Raw genomic sequence first — 24,238 nt, forward strand, 5'->3', positions numbered from 1 at the left:
TGATGCTCCCTGGAGGGCCTGTTTGCCCCGGTGGCTGACTGATTAGCAGCTTCCAGCCTACCGCCAGATGGGCGTCAGGACGGTTCACGGAGCACACGGAGGTGGCCACGGCGGGCACCTTCGGCAGCAGCCGGGGCCTCGAGTGCTGAGTGGGTCAGGCGCTGCGCCTGCGACGCGGGAGCCTGCGGTGGGAGAGCTGCGGCTTCCCGGACGGCATTGGCCAATGCCAGGAGGTCATCAGGCCCGGGCTGGTGCGGTGTGGACGGCATCGCCAGCCGGAGGACTTCCCAGCCGCGGGGAACTGTCAGTGACCCGGCATGCTGCTCGCACAAATCGTAACAATGCGGCTCGGCGTACGTGGCCAGGGGGCCCAGGACGGCAGTGGAGTCTGCGTATACGTACGTCAGAGTGGCCACCGCCGACTGGCGGCAGCCTGATCTTGAACATTGACGGATAGCTCCCACGACATCCCAGACTACTCGCTGTCGCCGCCGGTTCCCTGCATTGCCCCCGCACGCCGCGCCATGGCGGCCGTGGCACTTTATGTCGCGCAATCGAGCCGCCGGGTTTAGAGTCAATGTATGCAGTCATCGAACCATGATTCAGGCTTTACGGTCCGGTTGGCTGACCCGGGTGTCCGCAGTGGGGACACGGGTTCGGACTCCCCGGGCAGGAGTTTCGCGATGCGCCGCCGCAACAGGCACGGGCGCGGCCTGCGGGGCGAGCTGATGCTGCCCACCCATCCCGGTTACCGGACCCGGTCAGACCGGTTCGATGACATGGTTCTCGACTCCGCGCAACGGCTCCACGATATCTGGGGCAAAACCCTGGACGGTGTCCGGTTTGCCGTGGACGAAATACCCCCTCAGCTGGAACAGCTCGTTGCCGACGCCGGTGCGGCCCCCATGGGTTCCTATACTCCGGCCACCGCCGACGAGGGACCCATCATCACTCTGTACCGCCGAGTCGTGGAACAGGGCTGCGCCAGCCGGGAAGAGCTCCAGGACCTGGTCCACGACGTCGTTGTGGAACACACAGCCGAGATGCTTGGCGTGGCGCCGGAAACCCTCGACCCGGTGTACCGCCGCCGTTACTGACTACCGGACGTGGTCCTGCCGCCAGGGGTTGCGTCAGTACCCGAGCGTGACCGGAACTTGTTCCTGGCCTGACGCGGCGGGCATGAGGGCAAGCGAAGAGATGTCCTCCCGGCCGTCCTGCTGCAGCAACAGCGCCCCGTACGCGGCGTCTCCCGATGCGGAAACGACATACCCCACCACTGTGGATTCTTCGACCTTTTCGGGGACATCGATTGACGTGGTGGTTCCCCCTGCAATGTCCGCCGTGGACGCGGCCTGGATCTTGCCGTCGGCTGTGATGGCTGAGTAAGAAATGGAAGCCCGGTCCTCCAGGGCGCCAAAAATCAGGATTCGTTTGCCGCCCTGGGGCACCGGCACCACGTGCTGGCTCCCCAGCCGAATTCCAGCCGCGGCCCACGCGACGTCGGACGCCTGGTTGTCCTTGAGCCCGCGCGTCACCCGTGTCGCAGCTACAAACGACACGTCGGAGCTGGCGGCCACGGTGTAGTGGCCTGTCGGAACGCCCGCCAGGGAAACCTCCGTCACGGAACCGGCTTTGGCAGTAACCACTCCCCCGCCCGGCAACGCTTTCTGGCCGTCGCGCCCAAACAGCTTGATCTCCACCACCGCGTCTGATTGCCCCGGGACAGTGATTTGCAGTGCAGGGCCGGCGTCCTCATAGCCCTTTTCGCGGGTAAGGGACGAGAGGGAGCCGGCGTCCTGGATGTCGATGCCGGTCATGACCTGGCGTGCCGCCGGGGCGGCGCCGGGGGAAATGAAATCCACCCCGCCGGGCGTCAGGCCCCTCAATACGCTCTGCTGGATCGCTGCGGCCACGGGACCTCCTGCGCTCCGCACGTGGACGCTGAGCTGTGCTTCGCCGGGAGCGAGTCCTGCCAGGACGATGGACCTCGTACTGCCTGGTGCCACCAGCAGGCCGCGGCTTCCTGGCGCCTGGATCTGGCCCTTGGTGCCGTACAGCTCCAGGCTTACGGTAGCTGGCGTGGTCGAGGCATTGCTGAGGGTCAGGACGGAGGTGCGCCCCAGCGTGGTGCTGGCACCGGCCAGCCATACGTCGTTGGAAGGCGGCTGGCAATTGGCAGCAGCGAAACCCTGGAGATCGCCATCGGTTGCCGAGAACTTCATCAGTGCCGCCGCCGAGGCCTTTTGGCCGTTGCGGGCATCAGCGCTCAAAACGCTCGCGGCGTCCACGGCCCGTTGTTCGATGACGCCGGCTTTGAGCTCCTGAGGACCGGCTGCCCCGCCGGCCTGGGCGTCGTCCCGCGCGATTTCGACGGCGGCCGTCCCGTCAAGGGCGGACAGACGGCTGCCGGGGAGGACCCCACCGGGAGCACTGATGACGGCGCCGGAGACGGCGCTGCGCGCTGTCGCGGATTTCGGACTGAACTGAGGATCGGTACCTGCTTCGGTACCTTCCAGGAGCCGGGCAGGACCCGGGCAGACGCCAACGCTGGAGCCGGCCGGCACAGCAGCCAGCGCGGCCGGGAGGCTTCGGCTGCCCGCCGGTTCGGGAGCAAGCGTGCCCGCGGCAATGATTCCCCCGGCGGCGGCAATTATCGCCGCGGAGGAGACCAGGCCGGTCAAGAGGCCCTTGCGGGACGCGTTGCCCCCTTCCGGGGTTTTGTCCTTATGCATTCTGGTGTTCCTTACGCAAGGAGCCTTCATCCCGGGACAGCCCGGTATTGGGCCGGCGGGCCGGCATGGGGATCGCGAGCATGACGGTGAGGCCAATGACGGTGATCTGCAGGATGGCGGACCACAGTGCCCAGGGGTTCTCGTAGCGGATGGTGAGCTGCCCCGCCGAAGGCGGCAGGGTAAATGCCTGGGCCCAGCCTGAGGTGGTGGACGTGAGCTTCCGGCCGTTCAACCAGGCGCTCCACCCGGGATCTGCACGTTCAGCGAGTACCACCAGCCGTCCGTCAGTCCCTTCCGGGACTGCCGTATCGACGTCGTCAAAACCTGACGGCAGCAGCGCAATAGCGGCGCCTTTGCTGTCAACGATCCGGGCACGGTGGGCAACATCCGCCGGCTGCAGGACGGGCTGGTTCAACGGAGTGATCCGCCAGAGCCACCCGACGTCCGTCTGTCCGACGGCGATGAGTCCAGGCACTGCGTCCATCCTGCTGGCGGTGAGCTGGGCAGCAGTATCCACAGAACGCAGAACCACAAACCCCACCCCCAGCTGCTCCAGTTCAGGGCGGGGGTCGACTCCTTCTCCGGCCACGATGGTTGCTACGACGCCGCGGAGTGTGCTTGTGACGGTGTCGTCGTCGCGCACTGTTTCGATGCCAGGCGCGCCCAGGATGTTCCGGGACGACGCGATGGTGGACAGGCTGTCCAAGGTGGTGCCGGCACCGCGCATCAGGGCAGCGTTGAATGTGCCGTCTTCGGAGGTGCTGATCAGCAGCGTCCGGGTCTGCTCCGGGCCTGTTCCGCGGTCGATTGCGGTGGCCGGGAGGGTCCGGGGATCGCCGGCTTCCACCAGCCGGGGAACGCCGAGCGGTTCGCCTGCTGCATCCTGGGACGGACCCGCCGCGGTGGCTGGCCTGAGCAGGTTCTGGGCGGACCAGGCTGCCATTCCGGCCAAAGGGCCGGCCAGCAGCAGGACCGTGGCCAGCGCGACGGCAGAACGAAGGAGGATTCTCCGCGGCCTTGTGGCAGCGGAGACCCCGTCCGCGGCATCGAGTAGCCGTTCGGCGCCGATGAGTGCGGCACCCAGTAAGGCGAAGCCGGCCGCCGAGACCGACGGGCCGGTGAAGGGTGTCACCAAGGTGTCCGCGTTGACGGCGGTGGCGACGTGGCTGGCCAACCAGCCGGCAGCAAGGACGATGAGTGCGGCCAACCAGAGGGCACGTGCCGCGTGGCTCCGCTTTCCCGGCACCAGAATCGCCGCAGCCGCGAGGACAAGCACGGGCACGGCTACCAGCAGGGCGAGCAGCAGGGCCCACGGGACGGCGCCGCTGAAGAACGGAAGTCCGGAGAGCCCGCCGTCGGCGGTGAACCTGATCGGCTGGCCCAGGATTTGCTGCCACAAGGGGGCGCCCGTGAAACCCAGCGGAAGGCCTGGATCAGCAAGCAGTGCGCGCGGCCTGTCCAGCACTGACAGGGCGAACGGGATAAACAGCGCCGCGCTGGGGAGCAGGGCCCACCAAACGGTGCGGCCGCGACGGCCCAGCAGGAGCCCGCACAGGACAATGACGACGGCGGCCGGGGCCAGCAGCGAAGGTGCGGAGGCGGCGACGACCGCCAGGGCCAGGCCTGCGGCCGCAGCGGCCGTCCAGGACGGCGTGCCGTTGATTCCCGGCTTCTCCGGCGGCCTCTCGGTGAAGCGCCGGTCACCGGGCGAGGGCAGCAGGAAGCGACCGTGTCCCAAGGCGGTGCCGGTGGCGCGCAGCAGTGCCAGGACAACCAGGGGGATCATGATGTGCGCGATCAAGGCGCCAACCCGGCCCTGGTTCAACGCGACCTGCAGTGCCGGCGCGGCGGCCCAGAACAGGGCGGCGACAAGGCGGAACCTGCGTCGGAGCGTCAGGGCGCCGGAGGCGAACCAAGCCGTCAGACCGGCCAGCGGGGCCGCCAGCAGGAGCAGCCATGCCATGGCGCCGTTTGCGTCGCCGCCGCCCAACAGGCCGAGGATCCACAACACGTAGCCGAAAGGGTCACCCTTGCCTGGCATACCGGCGCCCAGGCTGATCCACCAACTGGACGCGTGATGCCAGATCTCACCAAGGGTGGAGGAGACAGGTATCAGGGCACCGCCGGAAACAGCCTCTGCACGAAAGAGGCCGGAGAGTGCAGTCAGAGATGCCACGGACGCAATCAATACCGTTGCCAGCGCGCCGCTGCCCACCCAGCCTCGTTCGCTGGTGGTCAGGGCGGCAAAATCATCTGCTGAATCGCCGCTCGGCTGGTCGGCGAGGGGATCCTTTTTGAGGCCTTCCGTGGGCGAGGCGTCGGACCCCAGCGCCTCCATGAGGGAGCGGCGGTGGCTCCAGACCTCGCGGCGGGACGTCTGAAGCTTACTGACGACCGAGCGGCGGATGCGTCGCGTTCGTGCGGCAGCCCGACGCGCCTTCGCCACTGCGCCCGGCCGGCCCAAGGCTGTCAAGGTGGCTGCGAACTGGGCAAACCCGTACCCCGGATCCTTGACCGCGATGCTGAGGACGAGTTTGAAGATGCTCCCAAGGAGCGCGCCAACCGCGTGCAGCGGCACCTTCCATAGCGGTGCGTGCTTGAGCCTTAGGTGAACCTGTGCTTTCCTGGCGGCGGAAGCGTTCCCGAGGGCATGGGGCCTGTGGGCCACATGGAACATCCTGGCGGTAGGGACCACCACCACCCGGTGGCCGGCAAGGCGGTTTCGCCAGCAAAAATCGATGTCGTCACCGCTGCCTGGCAGTGCGGGGTCGAATCCCTGCAACTGTTCCCAAACGTCCCGGCGGACCAGCATCCCGGCTGAGTTCACCGCGAAGGTGTCGCTGCGGCCATCGTATTGGCCTTGGTCCAGCTCGTCAGCATCGATCAGTGTAAGGCGCTCCGCCCACCTGCTGGTGGAAAGTCCGACGTCGATCAGCCGGCGCTGGGCGTGCCAGTCGAGCTGTTTGCAGCCGGCGACCGTCACCGAGGGTGCGCGTTCGACTGCGCCTAGCAGTTCGGCCAGCGCTTCCGGGCACGGTGCGGCGTCGTCGTGAAGCAGCCAGATCCACTCCGTGGACGCGCTTTCGGGATGTCCGGCCCAAGGCGACAGGGCTTCGAGTCCGGCACGGACGGCGCCGCCCATGCCGGTTTTGGAATGCGGAAAGTTGATGACATTGGGTTCGCCGAGGGCCCCTGCCAAGAGGGTTTCGGAGTCGTCCCTGGAGCCTGTGTCGACACCAATGGCTGAGTCGACAGGCCGGGTCTGGTCAGCCAAGGCAGCCAGGGTTCTGGGGAGATAGGCACTGCCGTTGTGGGACACCACAACGGCAGTGACATGCACTTCCTGAAGAATTAGATTGCTCGCTTCCTTAGCCGCCGGCGCTCACGCTCGGAAAGGCCTCCCCAAATGCCAAACCGTTCGTCGTTAGCCAGCGCGTATTCAAGGCATTGGGACCGCACGTTGCATGCGCCACAGACCTTCTTGGCATCGCGGGTCGATCCTCCCTTTTCAGGGAAGAATGCTTCCGGATCCGTCTGGGCGCACAGAGCGTCAGTCTGCCAGCCCAGTTCGCCCTCGTCGTCGAAGTCCTGCTGGAAGGGCAGCCCGATCCATACCGGCTGTGTAGTACTACCGCCGGCAGGGACCTGGAGTTCCATGGGCGGATCCAGGTCGTCATCGTCCTGGTCGTGTCCGCCGTCCAGCAGCGCTTCATGGGCTGCGAGGAATGCAGTTGCCTGATCCTCAAAAGACTCTTTGGCGTTGCGGTTGTAACGCTCGGCGGCGTCCGGATCCGCAGGATCCACGTACCAGTCGCTCGGCACGCCTCGTGAACGGTATTTCACCGTCGCCTGACCGGCGACGACTGCATCTTCATGGATACGCTCTGCTTGCCCCACGGCGACCCTCCTGATGTTGCTGCCCCTGCCTGGATACTTGGACACTCGGTTGTGTGCCGGTACTCGCGCAATGGCGTTCGATATCTAATTACACGCGTGTAACTACAGGCGAGTCAAGCCGCGGAGGGATAATAATCAACAATCCCGGACAACTCGGGTCACGCCACGCCCGGGAATTTTTGCCGACACGCCCGCCCGGGAAGCCCAGTCACTCAAGGAGCTTCGACTTTCCTGCCAAAACCCATGGAATTCGGGCAAAAAATACAGCGTGAGCGTGAATAACGCAAGCGAAATGAGAAATTGATGTGAGTAAAATCACAGACTCCGCGCAGGTTCGCCGCTCAGCTTGAGTCCCGTCCGGGGCCCACGAAGCCGGTGACTGGCTCAGGCTGCCGTGCCAAGATGTAGCAATGAGCATCCCAGCGATCGAACTGATGACAACCCTGCGCTCCGGACATTCCACATCGCCGCGCCTGACCTGGTACGGACCGGACTCAGAGCGGGTCGAACTTTCCGGGCGGGTGCTGGATAACTGGGTTGCCAAGACCAGCAACCTGCTGCAGGACGAACTCGACGCCGAGCCAGGGATGCGGGTGAACCTTGACCTTCCGGCACACTGGAAGTCGGTCATTTGGGCCCTTGCCGCCTGGCAGCTCGGAATGGAAACCGTGCTGGACGGCGGTGAAGCTAACTACCTTGTGACGGATCGGCCGGATTCAACCGGCCCGTACGACGCCGCCGTTGCCGTTGCCCTTCCGGCGCTGGCAATGCGGTGGCCGGGTGAGCTGCCTGGTGGCTTCATCGATTACGCCTCCGAAGTCCGCTCACATGGTGACGTGTTTATGGCCCACACCGATCCTTCGGCTTCAGGATGCGCCGTTCGCGGCAGCGACGGCCGGCGCCACCTCCATGAGGGACTGCTCACCGGCTTTGCAGCCCCGCACGAAGAGGGAGTCCGCCTGCTGGTGGCAGCTGCAGACGGCCTGGAAGCGGCCTTGTCGAACTCCCTGGGCGCCTGGCACAGTGGCGGGTCGGTGCTGCTGGCGCATCCCGACGTGGACCTGACGGACAAGCTCCTGGCGGCTGAACGCATCCGCGGCAAATAGCGTTGCCGGGCGCCGATCTTGGCCGCGCCGGAAACCCGGCCGGCTAGGACTCCCGGGGAGCCCCGGGAGCTTCTTCCTCCAGGTGCTCTCCGCGCTGGGCTGCGGCCGCTGCGGCCTTCTCGTGGTGGTGCAGCTCGATGAGCTCGTGGTCGTGGGAGAACTCCGGCTCCTGGTCCAGTTCCTCATTGAACACAAGGAACCGGTAGGCGAAGAAGCGGACAACCGTCGCTACCAAAATCCCCACAACCCCGGCGGCGAACAGCATGTTCTTATCCGTCACATTGAACGAGTACTTGGCCAGGGCAGTAAATCCTGTGGAAATCCCAATCCCAATGCCGTTGATGAGAATGAACATCAGGAACTCGCGGACAACGTTGGATTGCCGCCGATGCCGGAAAGTCCACAGCCGGTTGGCGATCCAGGAGAAAATCGTCGCGATGCTTGCGCCTACGAAGCGCGCTTTGGCTTCGCTGTCAGTCATCGGACCGTGCATCAGGTAGTAGGTCAGTCCGTTATCAATGACAAAGGCCACACCGCCCACCGCACCGAACTTGGCCACTTCACGCCAAAACAGCGAGGCGAGCCCCCGGATACGATCTGCAAGTGAAGTAAACATGACCCTCCATGGCCGTCAGAAACTGTGGGCCACACGGCCAAAAGCCTATTTTAGCGCCGAATTGCCCCACACCACCTCCACCTAAGGGGAACGCGGAGGCCAAATTCCCCTAAATTCGCTTCCCGTGCCGTCCGGAAGCCGGGATCCGGCGCGCTTTTCTGTAGGCTGGCACTTGTGACTTTTCCAGTAATCGGCGTGGTTGGCGGCGGCCAGCTCGCGCGCATGATGGCCCCAGCCGCCACCGCCCTAGGCTTTGAACTCCGCGTCCTGGCTGAGGCGGAGGACGTTTCAGCAGTTTCAGCCGTTGCCACCTCGCCAGTAGGTGACTACAAGGATCTCCAGACCCTCCTCGACTTCGCGGAAGGCCTGGATGTCATGACCTTTGACCACGAACACGTGCCCACGGACCACCTCCGTGAGCTGATTTCCGCGGGCGTCAACGTCCAGCCCGGCCCGGACGCCCTGGTCAATGCGCAGGACAAGCTGGTGATGCGGGCCGCAATCGACAGGCTTGAGCTTCCGAACCCGGCCTGGGCCGCTGTCACGGACGTGGCAGGGTTGGTGGACTTCGGCGACGAGATCGGCTGGCCGGTAGTCCTCAAGATGCCTCGCGGCGGCTACGACGGCAAGGGCGTGCGGATCATTGACTCCCCGGACGAGGCCGCCGATGCCGCTCCGTGGTTCGAAGCCATGAGCCCGCTACTGGCCGAAGCCAAGGTCGATTTCAGCCGTGAGCTGTCCGCCCTGGTCGCGCGCACCCCTGACGGCCAAGCCCGCGCGTGGCCCGTGGCCCACACAATTCAGGTCGACGGCGTCTGCGACGAGGTCATCGCGCCCGCCCTGGACATCGCACTGGACGTCGCGGCTGCTGCCGAAGAAGCGGCCTTGCGGATCGCGGGCGAACTCGGCGTTACCGGTGTGATGGCTGTAGAGCTTTTCGAAACGCCGGGATCCGGCGCCGGTTTCCTCATCAACGAACTGGCCATGAGGCCCCACAACACCGGGCACTGGACCCAGGACGGTTCAGTGACCAGCCAGTTTGAACAGCACCTCCGGGCCGTCTTGAACCTCCCGTTGGGCGCCACCGATGTCCTTGGCCCGGTCATCGTGATGAAGAACTTCCTCGGCGGAGACAACCAGGATCTCTTCTCCGCCTTTCCGGCCGCCTTGGCCAGCGAACCGGCGGCAAAGGTCCACTGCTATGGCAAGTCGGTGCGCCCCGGGCGCAAGATCGGCCATGTCAACCTCGCGGGAGCCTCCACGGATGAGGTGGACTCAGTACGGCAGCGCGCAGCGAGGGTGGCCGCAATCATCCGCGACGGCCGCGTTCCGGCCGAAGAAACAGCACGGATTTCCGAGGAGAACGCATGACCACTGAAACCACACCAGAGACCAGCGCCACCGAAGTCAGTCCCATTGTGGGCCTGGTGATGGGCTCGGACTCGGATTGGCCGGTCATGGAAGCCGCCGCTGACGCGTTGGCGGAATTTGGCATACCTTTTGAAGCTGACGTCGTCTCCGCGCACAGGATGCCTGCTGAGATGATCCGCTATGGCCAGAGCGCCCATGAGCGCGGATTGCGGGTCATCATCGCCGGCGCGGGTGGCGCCGCACACCTCCCCGGCATGCTCGCGAGCGTGACGCCCCTGCCCGTCATCGGTGTCCCCGTCCCACTGAAGACCCTGGATGGAATGGACTCCCTGCTGTCGATCGTGCAGATGCCGGCCGGCGTTCCCGTGGCCACGGTGTCCATCGCCGGTGCCCGCAACGCAGGCCTGCTTGCCGTTCGTATCCTGGCCTCGGGCACGGACCAACTGGCCGCGTCCCTCCGCGCCGACCTCCTGGACTTCGCCCAGGAGCTCAATGACGTTGCCACCCGTAAGGGAGCCAACCTTCGGCAAAAGGTCAGCGAAGTCTTCGCCGACGGCAATGGTGTCCTCCGGGGCAGCCGCTAAGGTACCCGAAGATGTCCAGAAGCGAAACGCAGCAGCCCTCCGCCGGAACAGTCATGACTGATCCTGTCCGGTATCCGTCCAACGCCTCGGCCCCCGTCCGAACCAAAAGGGCCTTTGTCCTGCTGCTGATGACCCTCCTGGTCCCGGGCAGTGCCCAAATTGTGGCAGGCGACCGTAAGCTCGGCCGTATAGCGCTGCGGGTCACCCTCTGTGTATGGGCATTGCTGGTTGCCACCGTGCTGCTTCTGGTCCTCAACAGGTCGCTGCTCATCAACATCATCACCAATCCGTTCGCTTCGCTGCTGATCGTTGTAGTCCTGGTGGCCCTTGCCCTCGGGTGGGCGCTTCTCTTCATCAACACCCTGCGGCTGATCCGCCCCGTGCTGCTGGCACCGGGGGCGCGTCCCGCCGTCGGAATTGCCTTGGTACTTGCCCTGGTCCTGAGCAGCGGATCCCTGGGTTACGCCGCCTACCTGCTGAACGTAGGCCGCAACGCCATCGGCAGTATCTTCTCGGCCGGCCCGGCCATCGATCCTGTGGAAGGCCGCTACAACTTCCTGATGATGGGCGGCGACGCGGGCGACGACCGCACTGGCCGGCGCCCGGACAGCCTGTCAGTGCTCAGCGTCGATGCCAAGACTGGCCAGACTGCCATCATCTCCGTACCGCGCAACCTTCAGAACGCCCAGTTCAGCGAGGGCTCCCCGATGCGCAAGATCTATCCCGACGGCTACGACTGCGGCGACGAATGCCTCATCAACGCCATCAACACCGAAGTCACCAACGAGCACTCAGACCTCTACCCCGGTGTGGAAGACCCCGGTGCCCAGGCCACCCTTGAAGCCGTGTCAGGCACGCTCGGCATCACCGTCCAGGCCTACGTATTGGTGGACATGGAAGGCTTCGCCAAGCTGATCGACGCCATGGGCGGTATCAGGATCAAGGCCGGCGGCTGGGTCCCTATGAGCGGGGACATGATCGACGAGGCAAACGGCATCCACGGCATGCCCCTCGGTTGGATCCCCGCGGGGGAACAGCATCTGAACGGCTACCACGCACTTTGGTACGGACGCTCCCGCGAATTCGTCGACGACTACGCCCGAATCCAGCGCCAGCAATGCGTTCAGCAGGCAATGCTGAAGCAACTGGATCCGGCTACGCTGCTGTCCAAGTTCGAGGACATCGCAAACGCCGGCACCAAGGTTGTGGACTCAAACATCTCGTCGACCCAGCTGGGCAGTTTTGTGGACCTTGCCATGAAGGCCAAGGGCCAGGAAGTCAAGCGGCTCACCATCGGTCCGCCCGACTTCGACGCGTCTTTTTCCACCGTGCCCGACTTCGATGTCATCCACGACAAAGTCGACCAGTTGCTCGCTTCCGCATCCGGCCCGCAGGCTGCCGCACCTGTCGACGGCATGGTGCAATCCTCCGCAGCCGCCGGCCGGCTGCACGCGTCCGCCCCGCTGCGACCCATCGTCCTGGCAGGCGGCGCACTGGCGCAGCAGTCAACGCCGCCGTCGTCGGACTTCACCCCGGTGACCACAACCCCAGACGGTGAGCCGATCACCGAGGCGATGCTGAACCAGCTCAAGAGCGAGGGCAACGAGCAGGCGCTCCGTGAGCTCGTTGCCTCAAACGGCCTCTGCGCACCCTTGTAGGCGCCGACTCCCCCGCAGACCGCATGCCCCCGTAGACCTGAAGACCAAGAAATGGATACCGGCTGTGTACGAAATTGAGAACGTCCTCCGCGATTACGCGTGGGGATCCACGACGGCGATTGCCGGACTCCTTGGCCGCACCGAATCCGGCCGTCCAGAAGCCGAACTCTGGATCGGAGCCCACCCGGATTCCCCTTCCGTCGCGCGCCGCCCGGATGGGTCAACGGTTCCCCTCGATCAGATGATTTCCGAGGATCCCGAGCATTTTCTTGGGGCTGAAGGGGTCGCCGGATTTGGGCCGAGACTTCCCTTCCTGGCCAAGGTCCTCGCGGCGGCGCAGCCCCTCTCGCTGCAGGTCCATCCGAGCATCGAACAGGCGCGGGAGGGTTTCGCGCGGGAGAATGCCGACGGCGTTGCACCCGATGCTGCACATCGGAACTACCGGGATGACAACCACAAGCCCGAAATGGTCTTCGCCCTTACGCCGTTCGAGGCGCTGTGCGGGTTCCGGCCGGCGGCACAAACGCGCAGCATCCTGCTGCACCTGGCCGCCGCGTTCGACGCCGTCGAAGCAGACCAGCCACGGGTGCTGTCTGAGCTCGTGGAAGACCTCGGAGACTCCAACGAGAGTGCGGGCCTCCGGAAGGCCTTCGAGCGCCTGATCGCAGGCGGTACCGACGTTGCCGAGGCCACGGCGCTGGTCGCAGGTGTGCTCGTTTCCGGCGCTTCCCTCGAACCGTACAAGTCCGAGCTCTCGACGGTGGTCAGCCTCAACGAAAAATACCCGGGTGATCCTGGTGTGCTGATATCGCTGCTTCTGAACCGGATTTCGCTGGCGCCGGGTGAGGCGGTCTACCTCCCTGCCGGCAACGTGCACGCCTACCTCCATGGCATGGGCGTGGAAGTCATGGCTTCCTCGGACAACGTGCTCCGTGGCGGATTGACTCCGAAGTTCATTGATGTCCCCGAACTCCTGCGCACCATTGAGTTCAAGTCCGTCCAGGTCCCCATGCTCAACCCGGAAGTTTCCGAACTCGGCCAGGAGCTGTACCAGCCGCCGTTCCGCGAGTTCCAGCTGCAGCGGATCGAACTGGTGCCCGGGGCGTCGCCCGTTCCGCTCGCCCAGTCAGGAGCGGCCGTGGTGATTGTGGTCGAGGGATCGGTGTACCTCGACTCACCCAAGGGCGATCTGCAGCTCGCCCGCGGCGGGAGTGCATTCCTCGCTGCCGCCGATGCGCCGGTTAATGTCCACGTGGCTGCCGGGGCCGAGGAGGCGGCAGTAGCCTTCGCCGTCACCACGTCCATGAAGGCCTGATCCGTGGAGTATTTCCTCCAGACTCCCGCCTGGGCCGACGTCCTGTCCTCGCTCGGCCGTACGGTCCATCAGCGATCCGGCCCGGGTTGGAGCTTCCTGGCCGTTGAAGAGAAGAACCCTGCCGGCAAGGTGCTCTACGCCCCTTACGGCCCGGTTGCATCCTCCACTGACGGGTTCGACGCCGCCCTCACCGCCCTCGTGGAGCTGGCCCGTTCGTGCGGCGCTGTCTTTGTCCGGATCGAACCGGTAACCGCCGGGCTGTCCCTTTCCACGGCAGCGGACGAACTCCGACGCAGGGGCCTCCAGCCCGCACCAAGCAACCCGCAGCCTGAACTCAGCTGGATCGTGGACCTGGACGGTGACTTCAAGGACGTCCTGGCCGCCATGAAGCCCGTGAACCGGAACCTCTACCGGAACATCCACAAGAAGGGCGTTACGTTCCGGACGTCACAGGACCCGAAGGACATCAGCATCCTGCTGGAGTTCCTTCATATGACGGCGCGGCGCAACGGATTCAAGCCGCAGAGCGACGACTACCTGACCCGGGTGGCTGCTTCGCTGATGCCGGCGGGCGCCGCCACCCTCTTCATCGCCGAGCTGCACGGGGAGCCCATAGCCGCAGCCCTGGCCTACGATTCCGCGGATACCCGTACGTACGCCCATGCAGCCCTGGACGACACCCACCGGAAGCTCAGCGCAGGAATCCCGCTCCTCGTGACCCTAATGGCCGATGCAAAGGACCGGGGCCTCAAGCACGTCGACCTCTGGGGCGTGGCGCCTGCTGACCAGCCCGGCCACAAATGGGCAGGGTTCAGCGCCTTCAAAAGGTCATTCGGTGGCCGTGAAATCGCCTATCCCGGCGCCTGGGACCTCCCGGTGAAGAAGCTGCGTTACAACGCCTACCAAGTGGCGCGGCACTTGCGGGACAAGCTCCGGACGCTCCGCTCCCCCCTGGCCCGAACCAAGACCTAAGCCCCTCTAGTTCGACGCGGACATACAGTTGAGGCCCCGGATCCAAGCGGATCCGGGGCCTCAATTGTATGCCCACTCACCCTGGGGCGCGGGCGACGAACCTAGTTCTTGCGGGCGTAGCCTTCCCACTTGCTGGCCTGGTGCTCGCCATCAACGAAGCGGATGGTGCCGGACTTGGAGCGCATCACGATGGACTGGGTGAGGACCTTGTCCTTGGAGTAGCGGACGCCCTTGAGGAGGTCGCCATCCGTGATGCCGGTGGCCGCGAAGTAGCAGTTGTCACTGGACACGAGGTCATTGGTGGAAAGCACGCGCTCCAGGTCGTGGCCGGCGTCGATTGCCTTCTGCTTCTCGTCGTCGCTGGTGGGCCACAGCCGGCCCTGGATGACGCCACCCAGGGACTTGATGGCACAAGCAGCAACGATGCCTTCGGGAGTGCCACCGATGCCCATCAGTGCGTCAACGCCGGTACCGGAGCGGGCCGCGGCGATGGCACCGGCGACGTCGCCGTCCATGATGAACTTGGTGCGCGCGCCGGCTTCCCGGATCTCCTCGACCAGGGGGCGGTGGCGGTCACGGTCAAGGATCATGACGTTGAGCTGGTTGACCTTCACGCCCTTTGCCTTGGCGATCAGGTGCAGGTTCTGCTTGACCGGCAGCCGCAGGTCAACCATGTCAGCGGCCTCCGGGCCGGTGACGAGCTTTTCCATGTAGAACACGGCGGAGGGGTCGAACATGGAACCACGCTCGGCTACGGCCAGCACTGCAAGGGCGTTGTTGATGCCCAGCGCGGTCAGGCGCGTGCCATCGATGGGGTCTACGGCGACGTCGCATTCAGGGCCGGTGCCGTCGCCAACGTGCTCTCCGTTGAAGAGCATCGGGGCTTCGTCCTTCTCGCCTTCGCCGATAACCACAACACCGTTGAAGTGGACCGTGTGAAGGAAGGAGCGCATGGCGTCAACGGCCGCGCCGTCGGCTTTGTTCTTGTCCCCGAAGCCAACCCAGTGGCCACCGGCAATAGCCGCGGCCTCGGTGACGCGGACAAGTTCCAGGGCGAGGTTGCGGTCCGGCTCGTCGATCCCCACAGCCAGGGACGGCGAAATGGTGGAGTACTGCTGGGTCATGGGCGAAGGTGACACGTGAACCTCTTCTTCGAGTGGCGATCATTGGACCCGCTCCGCCTGTTCCGGCGGATACGGTGATTCCTCTGCTACCGATCATAGTCGGGGCGCCGCCTCTCAGTCGTGGCATGACGCTGCCCCGCAATGTGCGCTGCCGGGATGGCAGTGCATCAGCAGCGCCTCGAGTGTGAGTTGGACGCCCGGATGGGCGACTATAGAGGGGTGAGTGATATGCAGGAAAAGACCAGCCCCGGCCAGGACGCCTCCGGTTCCGGGAGCGCCGGCAAAGCCCCGGAGGGTGACGGACAGCAGCCCGTCAAGCCCGTTATCCCGGCTGCCGCAGCCAAGCGTGCCAACGCCTCGGTGATCGGCATGGTCATTGCGCTGCTGGTCAGTATCGCCGCGTTCCTGCCGATCGTGCTGATGAACCCGTTTCCGAAAAGTGACGGCTTCCGGCCTGACATTAACGTCAGCGACGTGGCCCGGAACGCCACAGATGTGGCAGGATTCACACCCGTCGCGCCGGAGACCGGCGACACATTCACGTCCAACTACGCCCGCTGGGAGTCCGGCAGTGGCAGCGGCGTCCCCACCTGGGAAGTAGGCTTCCTGACTCCCAATGACTCCTTCATCGGCTTGGTCCAGACCCGGCAGGCCAATCCCACCTGGCTCCTCCAGGAAACGGGAAACGCCCCCGTCACAGGAACCCGCAGCGCAGGCGGCCAGGAGTGGGAGCTTCGGGATACGGGCAAGGGCGAGCGGAGCATGGTCCTCACATACCGGGGCACCACCGTTGTCCTCACTGGACCCGCTAAGTTGGACGAGTTTGTGGTCCTTGCGGACGCCGTCGTGAAGTCCATGGAAAGTAACCCCGCCGTCACGGTTTCACCCTCTGCGGTTCCCACATCGTAAGGTAGGGCCGTGGCAACCTACCTGACTCCGGCCCTGGCCTGGCGACGACTCCGCGAAGGCAACGAACGCTTCGTCAACGGCGAATCCTCCCACCCCAACCAGGATGCATCCCGGCGGTCTTCGCTCGTGGAGAACCAGCATCCGTTCGCCGTGATCTTCGGCTGCTCCGACTCCCGCCTGGCGGCCGAAATTATCTTCGACGTCGGACTCGGTGACGTTTTTGTGGTGCGGACAGCCGGCCAGGTCATTGACGACGCCGTCCTTGGCTCACTCGAATACAGCATCGGCGTGCTGGGGGTGCCGCTGATCGTGGTGCTGGGACATGACAGCTGCGGTGCCGTCAGTGCCACAAAGTCCGCCGTCGAAACCGGCCAGATGCCGGTGGGCTTCATCCGGGACCTCGTCGAGCGCATCACGCCGTCCGTCCTGACGTCGCTGCGCAACAACAAACCGGAGGTCAACGACATGGTGGTGGAGCACGTCAAGCAGACCTCGCACCGCCTCGTGGACAGCTCCCGTGTGATTTCGGACGCAATCGAGACCGGCCGGGCAGCGGTCATCGGCCTTTCCTACAGCCTCGCTGATGGCCACGCGGACCTTGTTTCCGGAATCGGAGAGCTCTGATCGGACGCCCTGAGGCAGTTTCGCTGCACCCGTAGCATGCCGTTCACGGTTTTCGATGCGGCGTCTGCGCGTCCTAAGCTAGCCCCATGACTTCCACTGAAGAATTCCGTATTGAACACGACACGATGGGCGAAGTCCGCGTCCCCGTGAACGCGCTGTACCGTGCACAGACGCAGCGTGCAGTTGAAAACTTCCCCATCTCCGGCAAGACCCTGGAACGCGCCCACATCGAAGCCCTCGCCCGGGTCAAGAAGGCGGCCGCCCAGGCTAACGCAGAACTTGGGGTGCTCGACGGCGAGCTGGCCAAGGCGATTGCAGAGGCCGCCGATGAGGTAGCTGCCGGCAAGTACGACGGCGATTTCCCGATCGACGTTTTCCAGACCGGCTCCGGCACCTCCTCGAACATGAACACGAACGAGGTCATCGCCGAACTGGCTACCCGCGCCCTCAAGGCCGCTGGCAGCGATAAAGTCGTCCACCCGAACGACCACGTCAACGCCTCGCAGTCCTCCAATGACGTCTTCCCCACGTCCGTGCACGTTGCCGCCACCTCGGCCCTGATCAACGACCTCATTCCCGCCCTCGGCTACCTGGCAGAGTCGCTGGAGCGTAAGGCCGTGGAGTTCAAGGACGTCGTCAAGTCCGGCCGTACCCACCTGATGGACGCCACCCCGGTCACGCTGGGTCAGGAGTTCGGCGGCTACGCTGCCCAGGTCCGCTACGGCATCGAGCGCATCAACGCCTCGCTCCCCCGCGTGGCTGAAGTTCCGCTCGGCGGCACGGCCGTGGGCACCGGCATCAATACCCCGGCCGGGTTCCCGGAGCGGGTCATCGAACTGCTCGCGACCGATACCGGCCTGCCGCTGACCGAGGCCCGCGACCACTTCGAAGCCCAAGCCAACCGCGACGGCCTGATCGAAGCATCCAGCCAGCTGCGCAACATTGCGATCTCCTTCATGAAGATCAACAACGACCTCCGCTGGATGGGCTCCGGCCCCAACACCGGCCTGGGCGAAATCGCCATCCCTGACCTGCAGCCCGGGTCCTCCATCATGCCAGGCAAGGTCAACCCGGTCATCTGCGAGGCGTCCATCATGGTTGCCGCGCAGGTCATCGGCAACGACACCGCCATCGCGTGGTCCGGCACCAACGGCGCCTTCGAATTGAACGTCGGCATCCCCGTCATGGCTGCCAACCTGCTGGAGTCCGTCCGCCTGCTGGCCAACACCAGCCGCGTCATGGCCGACAAGATGATCGACGGGATCACGGCAAACGTTGAGCGCGCACGCTTCCTCGCAGAGGCATCACCGTCCATCGTCACGCCGCTTAACAAGTACATCGGCTACGAGAACGCAGCGAAGATCGCCAAGAAGGCCGTCGCCGAGGGCCTCACCATCCGCGAGACCGTCGTGGCCATGGGCTTCCTGGAGCGCGGCGAGGTCACCGAGGAGCAGCTGGATACCGCCCTGGACGTTATGTCCATGACGCGCCCGCCGCACAAGGCATAGCTCCCCCGGCTCCATAACGAACGACGTCGGCCGCTCGACTGGCGGATTCAGGGGTCGTTGCAACACCGTTGGCGGTTAGTTCGCCAAGAGTAAATCACGCAAAACGCTCGGCTGGGGTATCCCAGCCGAGCGTTTTGCGTGGCCGTCCGTTGAGTTCCTGGGCGACGTGGTTGAGGTCCTCGGGCATGTCGGCGGCCAGGGTGAACAGCGGGTATCAAGGACGACGACGGCGAACTGGTCTCCCAGCGTCGCTGACCGCGGCTGTGCGCGGGTCAAGGCTCGAAGTGGGCGGCCTCCGTCGGAGAGAGGGCACGGCGGATGCTCGTAAGGTGGCCCGGCATCAGCTCTGGCAGGTCAGCCGGGCTGAACCAGCCGACGTCGAGCGACTCGTCATCGTTAACCCGTGCCGTCCCTGAAACGTAACGGCAGAGGAAGACCACATCCAGGAATTCGCAGACGTCGCCGTTCGGATACGTGAATGGGCCGACAGCGCCCACCGAGACAACCCGCTCGGCTTCCGCCACCACTGCGGTTTCCTCGAAGATTTCGCGCACGAGGCCCCTCGCGGGAGGTTCGCCTGGATCCAGCATGCCGCTGATGAGCGCCCAGTGACCGTTGTCGGCACGCCGGGTCAGGAGTATACGGCCGGAGTGATCAAGGACAACGCCGCGGACACCGGGTACCCACAGGGAGTCGTGGCCGACCTTCTCGCGGAGCTTGAGGATGTAGTCAGGTGCAGGCATGCTGCCAGCCTAACGGCCGACGGCGGGCGACGGGCGGAGGCTGCGGCGCTTGGGTGTAGTGGGACACCCGGAACCGGGGTCAGGCGGGATTGGGTCAGGCAGGCAAAAGCATGGCGGCGGCAGCGCCTGCCAGCATGAACGGGCCGAATGGGATGGAGGATTTCAATGTGCCCCGGCGGGCGGCCAGCAGGGCCAGGCTCCAGAGTCCGCCCAGCAGGAACGCCCCAAAAGTCCCGGCGAAAACGTGTGCCCATCCCAGATACCCCAGGTACATCCCCAGGACGCCCGCGAGCTTTACATCTCCGAATCCCATCCCGGGCGGATAGACCAGCCGCAACACAAAATAGAAGCACCAAAGAACTGCACCCCCGGCCAGGATCCGGAGGGCCGGCAGCCCGAACAAGGCCGCAGCGCCATCGGGCCCGTCCGGCAGCGCCCAGGCACCGGAGACTACGGGGACCACCGCAGCCGCCGCCAGAAGGACACCTGCCACGACATAGGACGGAAAGACAATACGGTTAGGCAACAAATGGTGGCGCACGTCGATCACGGTCAGGCGTACCGCCATCACCACGAAATACGCGCACGCCGCCAGGACCAGCCAGAAGGCCAGCGGGGCTGCTTCCCAAAGTTCGTCCAGTCGTCGGATCACCCCTCGGATGCTACTGGATTTTCGCTTCCTGCCGGAGTGCCCACGCGTAAACTGTGGATATGTCGACATGGGACACCAGGCGCCGGCCAAATCCGGAACGCGGCGATTCTCCCGCTGACCTGACCACGGTGTTCCGGAACCTCTGCCGGTCTTCACCCTGGAAATGGCAGAGCCTGCGCTTTGAGTACTGGGACGAGCCCTTTGCCGAGGCCCCGGAACCTGCGGCGCCGTTCGTGCGTGCCTGGTTGCGCCGGCCCGGTGCCCTGCGCCTCGAAACCGCCGACGGACTGGTCCTCCACAGCACAACAGGGATCAACGACTCCAAAGACGGGTTCTACGTCAGCGCCACCCGGAAGTCCTGGCTCCTGCCGCCGCACCTCGTGGCGCCCGTTTACGACGACGGCGGCCTAGTGCGGCGCCGGCCGGAAGCCGCCTACGGTGAACCCGGCTTTGGCAACGGCCGCTTTTCCGCCGCCCTTGATCCCGTTGAGCTGGCAGGCAACGCCCCGGTACCCCTGGAATTTCCGGGCAGTAACGCCGTAGACGTCACTGACATACGCCGGGTCGACCACGACGGGCGAGCGGCCCTTGAAGCCATTGTCACCCCATCCGCCGCCTATCACGCCGCAGATCCTGCCGCACCGCTGTGCATGCCCGGCAGCAACCGGGTGCGGATAGACCTGGAAATAGGCGTCTGCGTGTCCAGCCAGTCATTGGAAGCCGCCACCCCTGACTACGGGCACTGGCTTCGGATCATCGCAGTTGACGAGTACATGCTCGATGATCTGTTCCTCGCGGAGTCCATGAACCTCACAGATGTCCGTCGACACATCACGTGGGATATCTCCGCCTGATCGGGGCGGGACACCGCGCCAGGCCACTGCTTGACACGCCCCACGGCGGGCCTTGGGCTAGGCTTCCCTGATGACCGCGCTTTCTTCCCTCTGGCCTCTTTTCGGCCTCACGCTGAGCACGCCACGCCTGATGTTGCGTCCCATCACGGATGATGACATTCCAGCCGCGGTAGCGGCGGCCCGCAGCGGCGTGCACGAACCAGGCAGGAATCCGTTCAGCACGCCCTGGGCCGAGCTCCCTGCGGAGGAACTGGGGCCGAAAATGGCGCAGTTCTATTGGCGGTGCCGGAGCGAGGCCACTATGGAGTCCTGGACCCTGCTCCTGGGCATCTGGCACGAAGGCGAGTTCATCGGATGCCAGGACATCGGCGCCAAGGACTTCGCCGCCCTCAAGACCGTCAGCACCGGCTCCTGGCTCAAGCAGTCCGTCCACGGGCGCGGGCTCGGCAAGGAGATGCGCGCCGCCGTCGCACTCTACGCCTTCGACTGGCTCAACGCCGAGGTGGCAGAGTCCGAGGCCGCAGCCTGGAACGCAGCCTCCCTGGGCGTGTCCCGCGCGCTCGGCTACGAACTCAACGGCGTCGCACGGATGTCCTGGGGCAGCAAAATGGAGGAAGTCCAAAAAGTCCGCCTCACCCCGGCGACCTTCAAGCGCCCCGATTGGACCCTGAAAGTAGAGGGCCACGAGCCCGCCGCAAAGTTCCTCGGCATCGGTTAGTGCCGGGCAGCGGCTGGGTTTGCGGCCCCGGCCCTTCTCCGTCGCTTAGACACGGCGCAAAAGGGCCTCTCCGGTCGCGGCGCGACCTCCAAGGCCCGATGCGCCGCGATGCGCTCCTACGAGAAGGACCGGGGGCCGATGTGAGCCAGTCGTCTTGCCGCCTCATGGGTGAACGAGGAAAAGGCCCGTGGAGGAGCTCTGTTACCAGGGCAGCGAGCGATGAGCGTTCGGAGCGGGTGAGGGTGATGTGGCCGAACTGTAAATGGCCTTTCAGGGTTTCAATGACGCCGTTGATGTCGAAGTAGGCCACTTTATGTAGCTGAGATGAACACTCATTCTGAGTATTTGAAACACTCAACTTCCCTAGTTCCGGCCACTCAATTTGGCCTACAACACCACTCGGGCTTGAGGAGAGTCTCTAGGCTTCGAGAATCGAGCGGACTCAGGGTAACTCAAGCAGCTATGAGAAGAGGCCTCTCGTCCTGTCCTTCCAACATAGAGTGGAGCGGAAAAATGAGAACTTTGAGAATTGCCCTTGTCGGGACATTGACGATTGGCCTGTTGTTGACCGGCGTATGCCCCGGATTAGCAGTTTCGAATGGGACATCCAGTGGCAGCGCGATCGTCCCAGAAACTGTCGAAACAAAGCTCGGGGCGATAGATCCGACCATGACAAAGCTCGGGGCGATAGATCCGACCATGACTCTGGCGGATCAGGCGCGAGTGCTTTTTCCGGCTGAACCGAAGATGCAGTTCGCCTTCATCAGTCAAGCCGTCGCCGTCGACCTACAGGCAGCAGGCGCTCGAACGGACATCCATCCCCGTGCGCTTCCAATTGCCCTCGCTCCCTTTGTTGCCGTCTTGGCACGCTTCAGGGCAAGAAAGCCGACGCTCAAAGCCGGGTATATGCCTTGGTGGGGGGATGCATCAGTTCTGTTTTCCCCCCGTTTCTCAAGCCCATTGCACAACGGGCCCAAAATGAGCTTGCCGGGGCCGTTTTGTGGGTGATCGTTCAACTGGGCCCGAAGAGGTAGATGTTGGAAAACTCGAAAGGCCCAGACAAAACAGTACGGAAATCGCAAATTGGACGGGCGGCGCTCTTGACCATCGTTGTGATGATCGCCAACTACAACTGGTGGACTGGCAGAAATCTGGTTCGAGAGATACTGGTGGTAGTACTGGCTTTTGCCCTTTCATTGGGTCTCGTGAGCCTTTTTGACTTTGCGAGGCATTGGCTTGGGTCCCGGCGCAGACCATAACAAAATCACTCAAGGCTGACCGAAGAAGGGCCGTGGCCCGATGAACTGGACCACGGCCCCGCACTTACCGTAAGTGGCTAGATCTCTGCCCCTTCGAGCAGTTCTGTGACCAGGGCTGCGATCGGTGAGCGTTCGGAGCGGGTGAGCGTGATGTGGCCAAACAGTGGATGGCCTTTCAAGGTTTCGACGACGGCGGCGATGCCGTCGTGCCGGCCAACACGCAGGTTGTCGCGCTGGGCGATGTCGTGGGTGAGGACAATCTTGGAGTTCTGGCCGATGCGGCTCATCACTGTGAGGAGCACGTTCTTCTCCAGGGACTGGGCCTCGTCGACGATCACGAAGGCGTCATGCAGGGACCGACCGCGGATGTGGGTCAGGGGCATGACTTCCAGCATTCCCCGGTCCATGACCTCTTCCACGACTTCCTGGCTGACCAAAGCGCCCAAGGTGTCAAAGACGGCCTGCGCCCACGGGTTCATCTTTTCCGACTCGGAGCCGGGCAAGTAACCGAGCTCCTGCCCGCCCACCGCGTAGAGAGGCCGGAACACAATGACTTTCCGGTGCTCTCGTCGTTCCAGGACCGCTTCCAGGCCTGCGCACAGGGCCAGCGCCGACTTGCCGGTTCCGGCGCGCCCACCGATGGATACAATCCCGACGGCGGGATCCATCAGCATGTCGATGGCCAGCCGCTGCTCCGCCGAGCGTCCGTGGAGCCCGAAGACGTCGCGGTCCCCCTTGACGAGCCGAACCTGTTTGTCGGAGCCCACGCGGCCCAGGGCCGAGCCCCTGTTCGACAGAAGCACCATGCCGGTGTTGACCGGCATTTCAGCGGCCGCGGGGATGAAGACGGGTTCGTGGCCATACAGGGTGGAGATTTCCTCTTCGCTGGCCTCCACCTCCGCGACGCCGGTCCAGCCTGAGTCTTTCACCAATTCGTTGCGGTACTCGTCTGCGGTCAGCCCCATGGCGGAGGCTTTGACGCGCATGGGAAGGTCCTTTGAGACCACCGTGACGTTCCGGCCTTCGTTGGCGAGGTTCTTGGCTACAGCCAGGATCCTGCTGTCGTTGTCACCACTGCGGAAGCCCATGGGAAGCACCTCAGCGGAAATGTGGTTCATTTCCACCATGAGCGTCCCGCCGTCGTCGCCTATCGGGATGGGCCGGCTGAGGCCCCCGTGTTTGACGCGGAGGTCGTCGAGCAGCCGTAGGGCTTTGCGGGCAAAGTAGCCGAGTTCGGGATCGTGCCGCTTGGCCTCCAGCTCGCTGATGACCACGATCGGAACAATGACCTCGTGCTCAGCGAAACGCAGCAGTGCGCGGGGGTCAGAGAGCAGGACGGACGTGTCAATGACGAAGCTGCTGATGGTGGCATCCCTTCCGGAGACAGCAAAACCGGCCGCAGGCTTTTCGTCTGCTGCACCGGTTGTTGAGGTTGCTCGCGTGGCGCGAGAGGTAGCTTTCTGTCCCTGATCAAAAACGACCTCGGGCAGTTGTTCAGAAATAGCCACATCGACTCCAGCCCCGGGCGTGCCCGGAATTGTTATTGGTGAGGCGGCTCGGCCTGGAGGCCGGACTCGGCCTCCCATACAACCGGTG

General features: G+C 64.5%; 21 protein-coding genes. 12 read left to right on the plus strand and 9 right to left on the minus strand.

Annotation, left to right across the window (positions count from 1 at the left end; all coding sequences use genetic code 11):
• Positions 1–74: 74 nt before the first annotated feature.
• Positions 75–464 (minus strand): DUF3499 domain-containing protein, encoded by a 390-nt coding sequence (locus tag V9L18_RS07795; RefSeq protein ID WP_337346621.1) that lies wholly within the window; start codon positions 462–464, stop codon positions 75–77.
• Positions 465–581: 117 nt separating this feature from the next.
• Here V9L18_RS07795 and V9L18_RS07800 point away from each other — a divergent pair, with 117 nt between their 5' ends.
• Positions 582–1,097 (plus strand): metallopeptidase family protein, encoded by a 516-nt coding sequence (locus tag V9L18_RS07800; protein WP_337346622.1) that lies wholly within the window; start codon positions 582–584, stop codon positions 1,095–1,097.
• A gap of 33 nt (positions 1,098–1,130) precedes the next feature.
• Here V9L18_RS07800 and V9L18_RS07805 read toward each other — a convergent pair whose 3' ends face one another.
• Genes V9L18_RS07805 through V9L18_RS07815 form a run of 3 tightly spaced genes read right to left on the minus strand, consistent with a single transcriptional unit; the run spans position 1,131 to position 6,629 of the window.
• The gene (locus tag V9L18_RS07805; RefSeq protein WP_337346623.1) at positions 1,131–2,732 is read right to left on the minus strand and encodes a DUF5719 family protein; all 1,602 of its coding nucleotides are present in this window, start codon (positions 2,730–2,732) and stop codon (positions 1,131–1,133) included.
• Positions 2,725–6,072 carry a glycosyltransferase family 2 protein gene (locus V9L18_RS07810; protein ID WP_337346624.1) on the minus strand — a complete coding sequence of 1,116 codons (3,348 nt, stop codon included), beginning with the start codon at positions 6,070–6,072 and terminating at the stop codon, positions 2,725–2,727. The genes V9L18_RS07805 and V9L18_RS07810 overlap by 8 nt, the downstream gene beginning before the upstream one ends.
• Positions 6,073–6,083: 11 nt before the next feature.
• On the minus strand, positions 6,084–6,629 hold the full coding sequence (locus V9L18_RS07815; protein ID WP_337346625.1) for a WhiB family transcriptional regulator: 546 nt from the start codon (positions 6,627–6,629) through the stop codon (positions 6,084–6,086).
• Positions 6,630–7,039: 410 nt separating this feature from the next.
• Here V9L18_RS07815 and V9L18_RS07820 point away from each other — a divergent pair, with 410 nt between their 5' ends.
• Positions 7,040–7,735, plus strand: a complete 696-nt coding sequence (locus V9L18_RS07820; RefSeq protein ID WP_337346626.1) for a TIGR03089 family protein — start codon at positions 7,040–7,042, stop codon at positions 7,733–7,735.
• A 43-nt stretch (positions 7,736–7,778) separates the two neighbouring features.
• On the opposite strand, the gene V9L18_RS07825 is transcribed toward V9L18_RS07820, so the two are convergent.
• Entirely contained in the window at positions 7,779–8,351 is a 573-nt protein-coding gene (locus V9L18_RS07825) for a GtrA family protein (RefSeq protein ID WP_337346627.1), read from the minus strand.
• 174 nt (positions 8,352–8,525) lie between these two features.
• Here V9L18_RS07825 and V9L18_RS07830 point away from each other — a divergent pair, with 174 nt between their 5' ends.
• The 5 genes from V9L18_RS07830 (at position 8,526) to V9L18_RS07850 (ending at position 14,251) form a co-directional block, all read left to right on the plus strand.
• On the plus strand, positions 8,526–9,722 hold the full coding sequence (locus V9L18_RS07830; protein ID WP_337346628.1) for a 5-(carboxyamino)imidazole ribonucleotide synthase: 1,197 nt from the start codon (positions 8,526–8,528) through the stop codon (positions 9,720–9,722).
• Positions 9,719–10,306 (plus strand): 5-(carboxyamino)imidazole ribonucleotide mutase, encoded by a 588-nt coding sequence (gene purE / locus V9L18_RS07835; protein ID WP_337346629.1) that lies wholly within the window; start codon positions 9,719–9,721, stop codon positions 10,304–10,306. The genes V9L18_RS07830 and purE overlap by 4 nt, the downstream gene beginning before the upstream one ends.
• An 11-nt stretch (positions 10,307–10,317) precedes the next feature.
• Positions 10,318–11,964 carry an LCP family protein gene (locus tag V9L18_RS07840; RefSeq protein WP_337346630.1) on the plus strand — a complete coding sequence of 549 codons (1,647 nt, stop codon included), beginning with the start codon at positions 10,318–10,320 and terminating at the stop codon, positions 11,962–11,964.
• A gap of 64 nt (positions 11,965–12,028) precedes the next feature.
• Positions 12,029–13,279, plus strand: coding sequence for a mannose-6-phosphate isomerase, class I (gene manA / locus V9L18_RS07845; protein ID WP_337346631.1), 1,251 nt, complete (start codon positions 12,029–12,031; stop codon positions 13,277–13,279).
• A gap of 3 nt (positions 13,280–13,282) precedes the next feature.
• Positions 13,283–14,251, plus strand: coding sequence for a lipid II:glycine glycyltransferase FemX (locus V9L18_RS07850; protein WP_337346632.1), 969 nt, complete (start codon positions 13,283–13,285; stop codon positions 14,249–14,251).
• A 101-nt stretch (positions 14,252–14,352) separates the two neighbouring features.
• On the opposite strand, the gene glpX is transcribed toward V9L18_RS07850, so the two are convergent.
• Complete coding sequence (glpX, locus tag V9L18_RS07855) at positions 14,353–15,375, minus strand: class II fructose-bisphosphatase (RefSeq protein WP_337346747.1); 1,023 nt, start codon at positions 15,373–15,375, stop codon at positions 14,353–14,355.
• A 228-nt stretch (positions 15,376–15,603) separates the two neighbouring features.
• Between glpX and V9L18_RS07860 the strand changes: the two genes are divergently transcribed.
• The 3 genes from V9L18_RS07860 to V9L18_RS07870 all read left to right on the plus strand — a co-directional run bounded on the left by V9L18_RS07860 (position 15,604) and on the right by V9L18_RS07870 (position 18,416).
• A complete protein-coding gene (locus tag V9L18_RS07860; protein ID WP_337346748.1) occupies positions 15,604–16,284 on the plus strand; it encodes a DUF4245 domain-containing protein in 681 nt (226 codons plus the stop codon).
• Positions 16,285–16,293: 9 nt separating this feature from the next.
• Complete coding sequence (locus V9L18_RS07865) at positions 16,294–16,908, plus strand: carbonic anhydrase (RefSeq protein WP_337346633.1); 615 nt, start codon at positions 16,294–16,296, stop codon at positions 16,906–16,908.
• Positions 16,909–16,994: 86 nt separating this feature from the next.
• Entirely contained in the window at positions 16,995–18,416 is a 1,422-nt protein-coding gene (locus tag V9L18_RS07870; protein ID WP_337346634.1) for a class II fumarate hydratase, read from the plus strand.
• A gap of 272 nt (positions 18,417–18,688) precedes the next feature.
• Here V9L18_RS07870 and V9L18_RS07875 read toward each other — a convergent pair whose 3' ends face one another.
• Positions 18,689–19,159, minus strand: a complete 471-nt coding sequence (locus tag V9L18_RS07875; protein ID WP_337346635.1) for an NUDIX hydrolase — start codon at positions 19,157–19,159, stop codon at positions 18,689–18,691.
• 94 nt (positions 19,160–19,253) lie between these two features.
• On the minus strand, positions 19,254–19,811 hold the full coding sequence (locus tag V9L18_RS07880; RefSeq protein ID WP_337346636.1) for an A24 family peptidase: 558 nt from the start codon (positions 19,809–19,811) through the stop codon (positions 19,254–19,256).
• 59 nt (positions 19,812–19,870) lie between these two features.
• Here V9L18_RS07880 and V9L18_RS07885 point away from each other — a divergent pair, with 59 nt between their 5' ends.
• The gene (locus V9L18_RS07885; protein ID WP_337346637.1) at positions 19,871–20,665 is read left to right on the plus strand and encodes a hypothetical protein; all 795 of its coding nucleotides are present in this window, start codon (positions 19,871–19,873) and stop codon (positions 20,663–20,665) included.
• 70 nt (positions 20,666–20,735) lie between these two features.
• Positions 20,736–21,383, plus strand: a complete 648-nt coding sequence (locus V9L18_RS07890) for a GNAT family N-acetyltransferase (RefSeq protein ID WP_337346638.1) — start codon at positions 20,736–20,738, stop codon at positions 21,381–21,383.
• Positions 21,384–22,719: 1,336 nt separating this feature from the next.
• On the opposite strand, the gene V9L18_RS07895 is transcribed toward V9L18_RS07890, so the two are convergent.
• On the minus strand, positions 22,720–24,150 hold the full coding sequence (locus V9L18_RS07895) for a PhoH family protein (protein WP_337346639.1): 1,431 nt from the start codon (positions 24,148–24,150) through the stop codon (positions 22,720–22,722).
• Between the last annotated feature and the right edge of the window lie 88 nt (positions 24,151–24,238).

Source organism: Pseudarthrobacter sp. CCNWLW217 (assembly GCF_037203985.1).
Classification (GTDB): Bacteria; Actinomycetota; Actinomycetes; order Actinomycetales; family Micrococcaceae; genus Arthrobacter.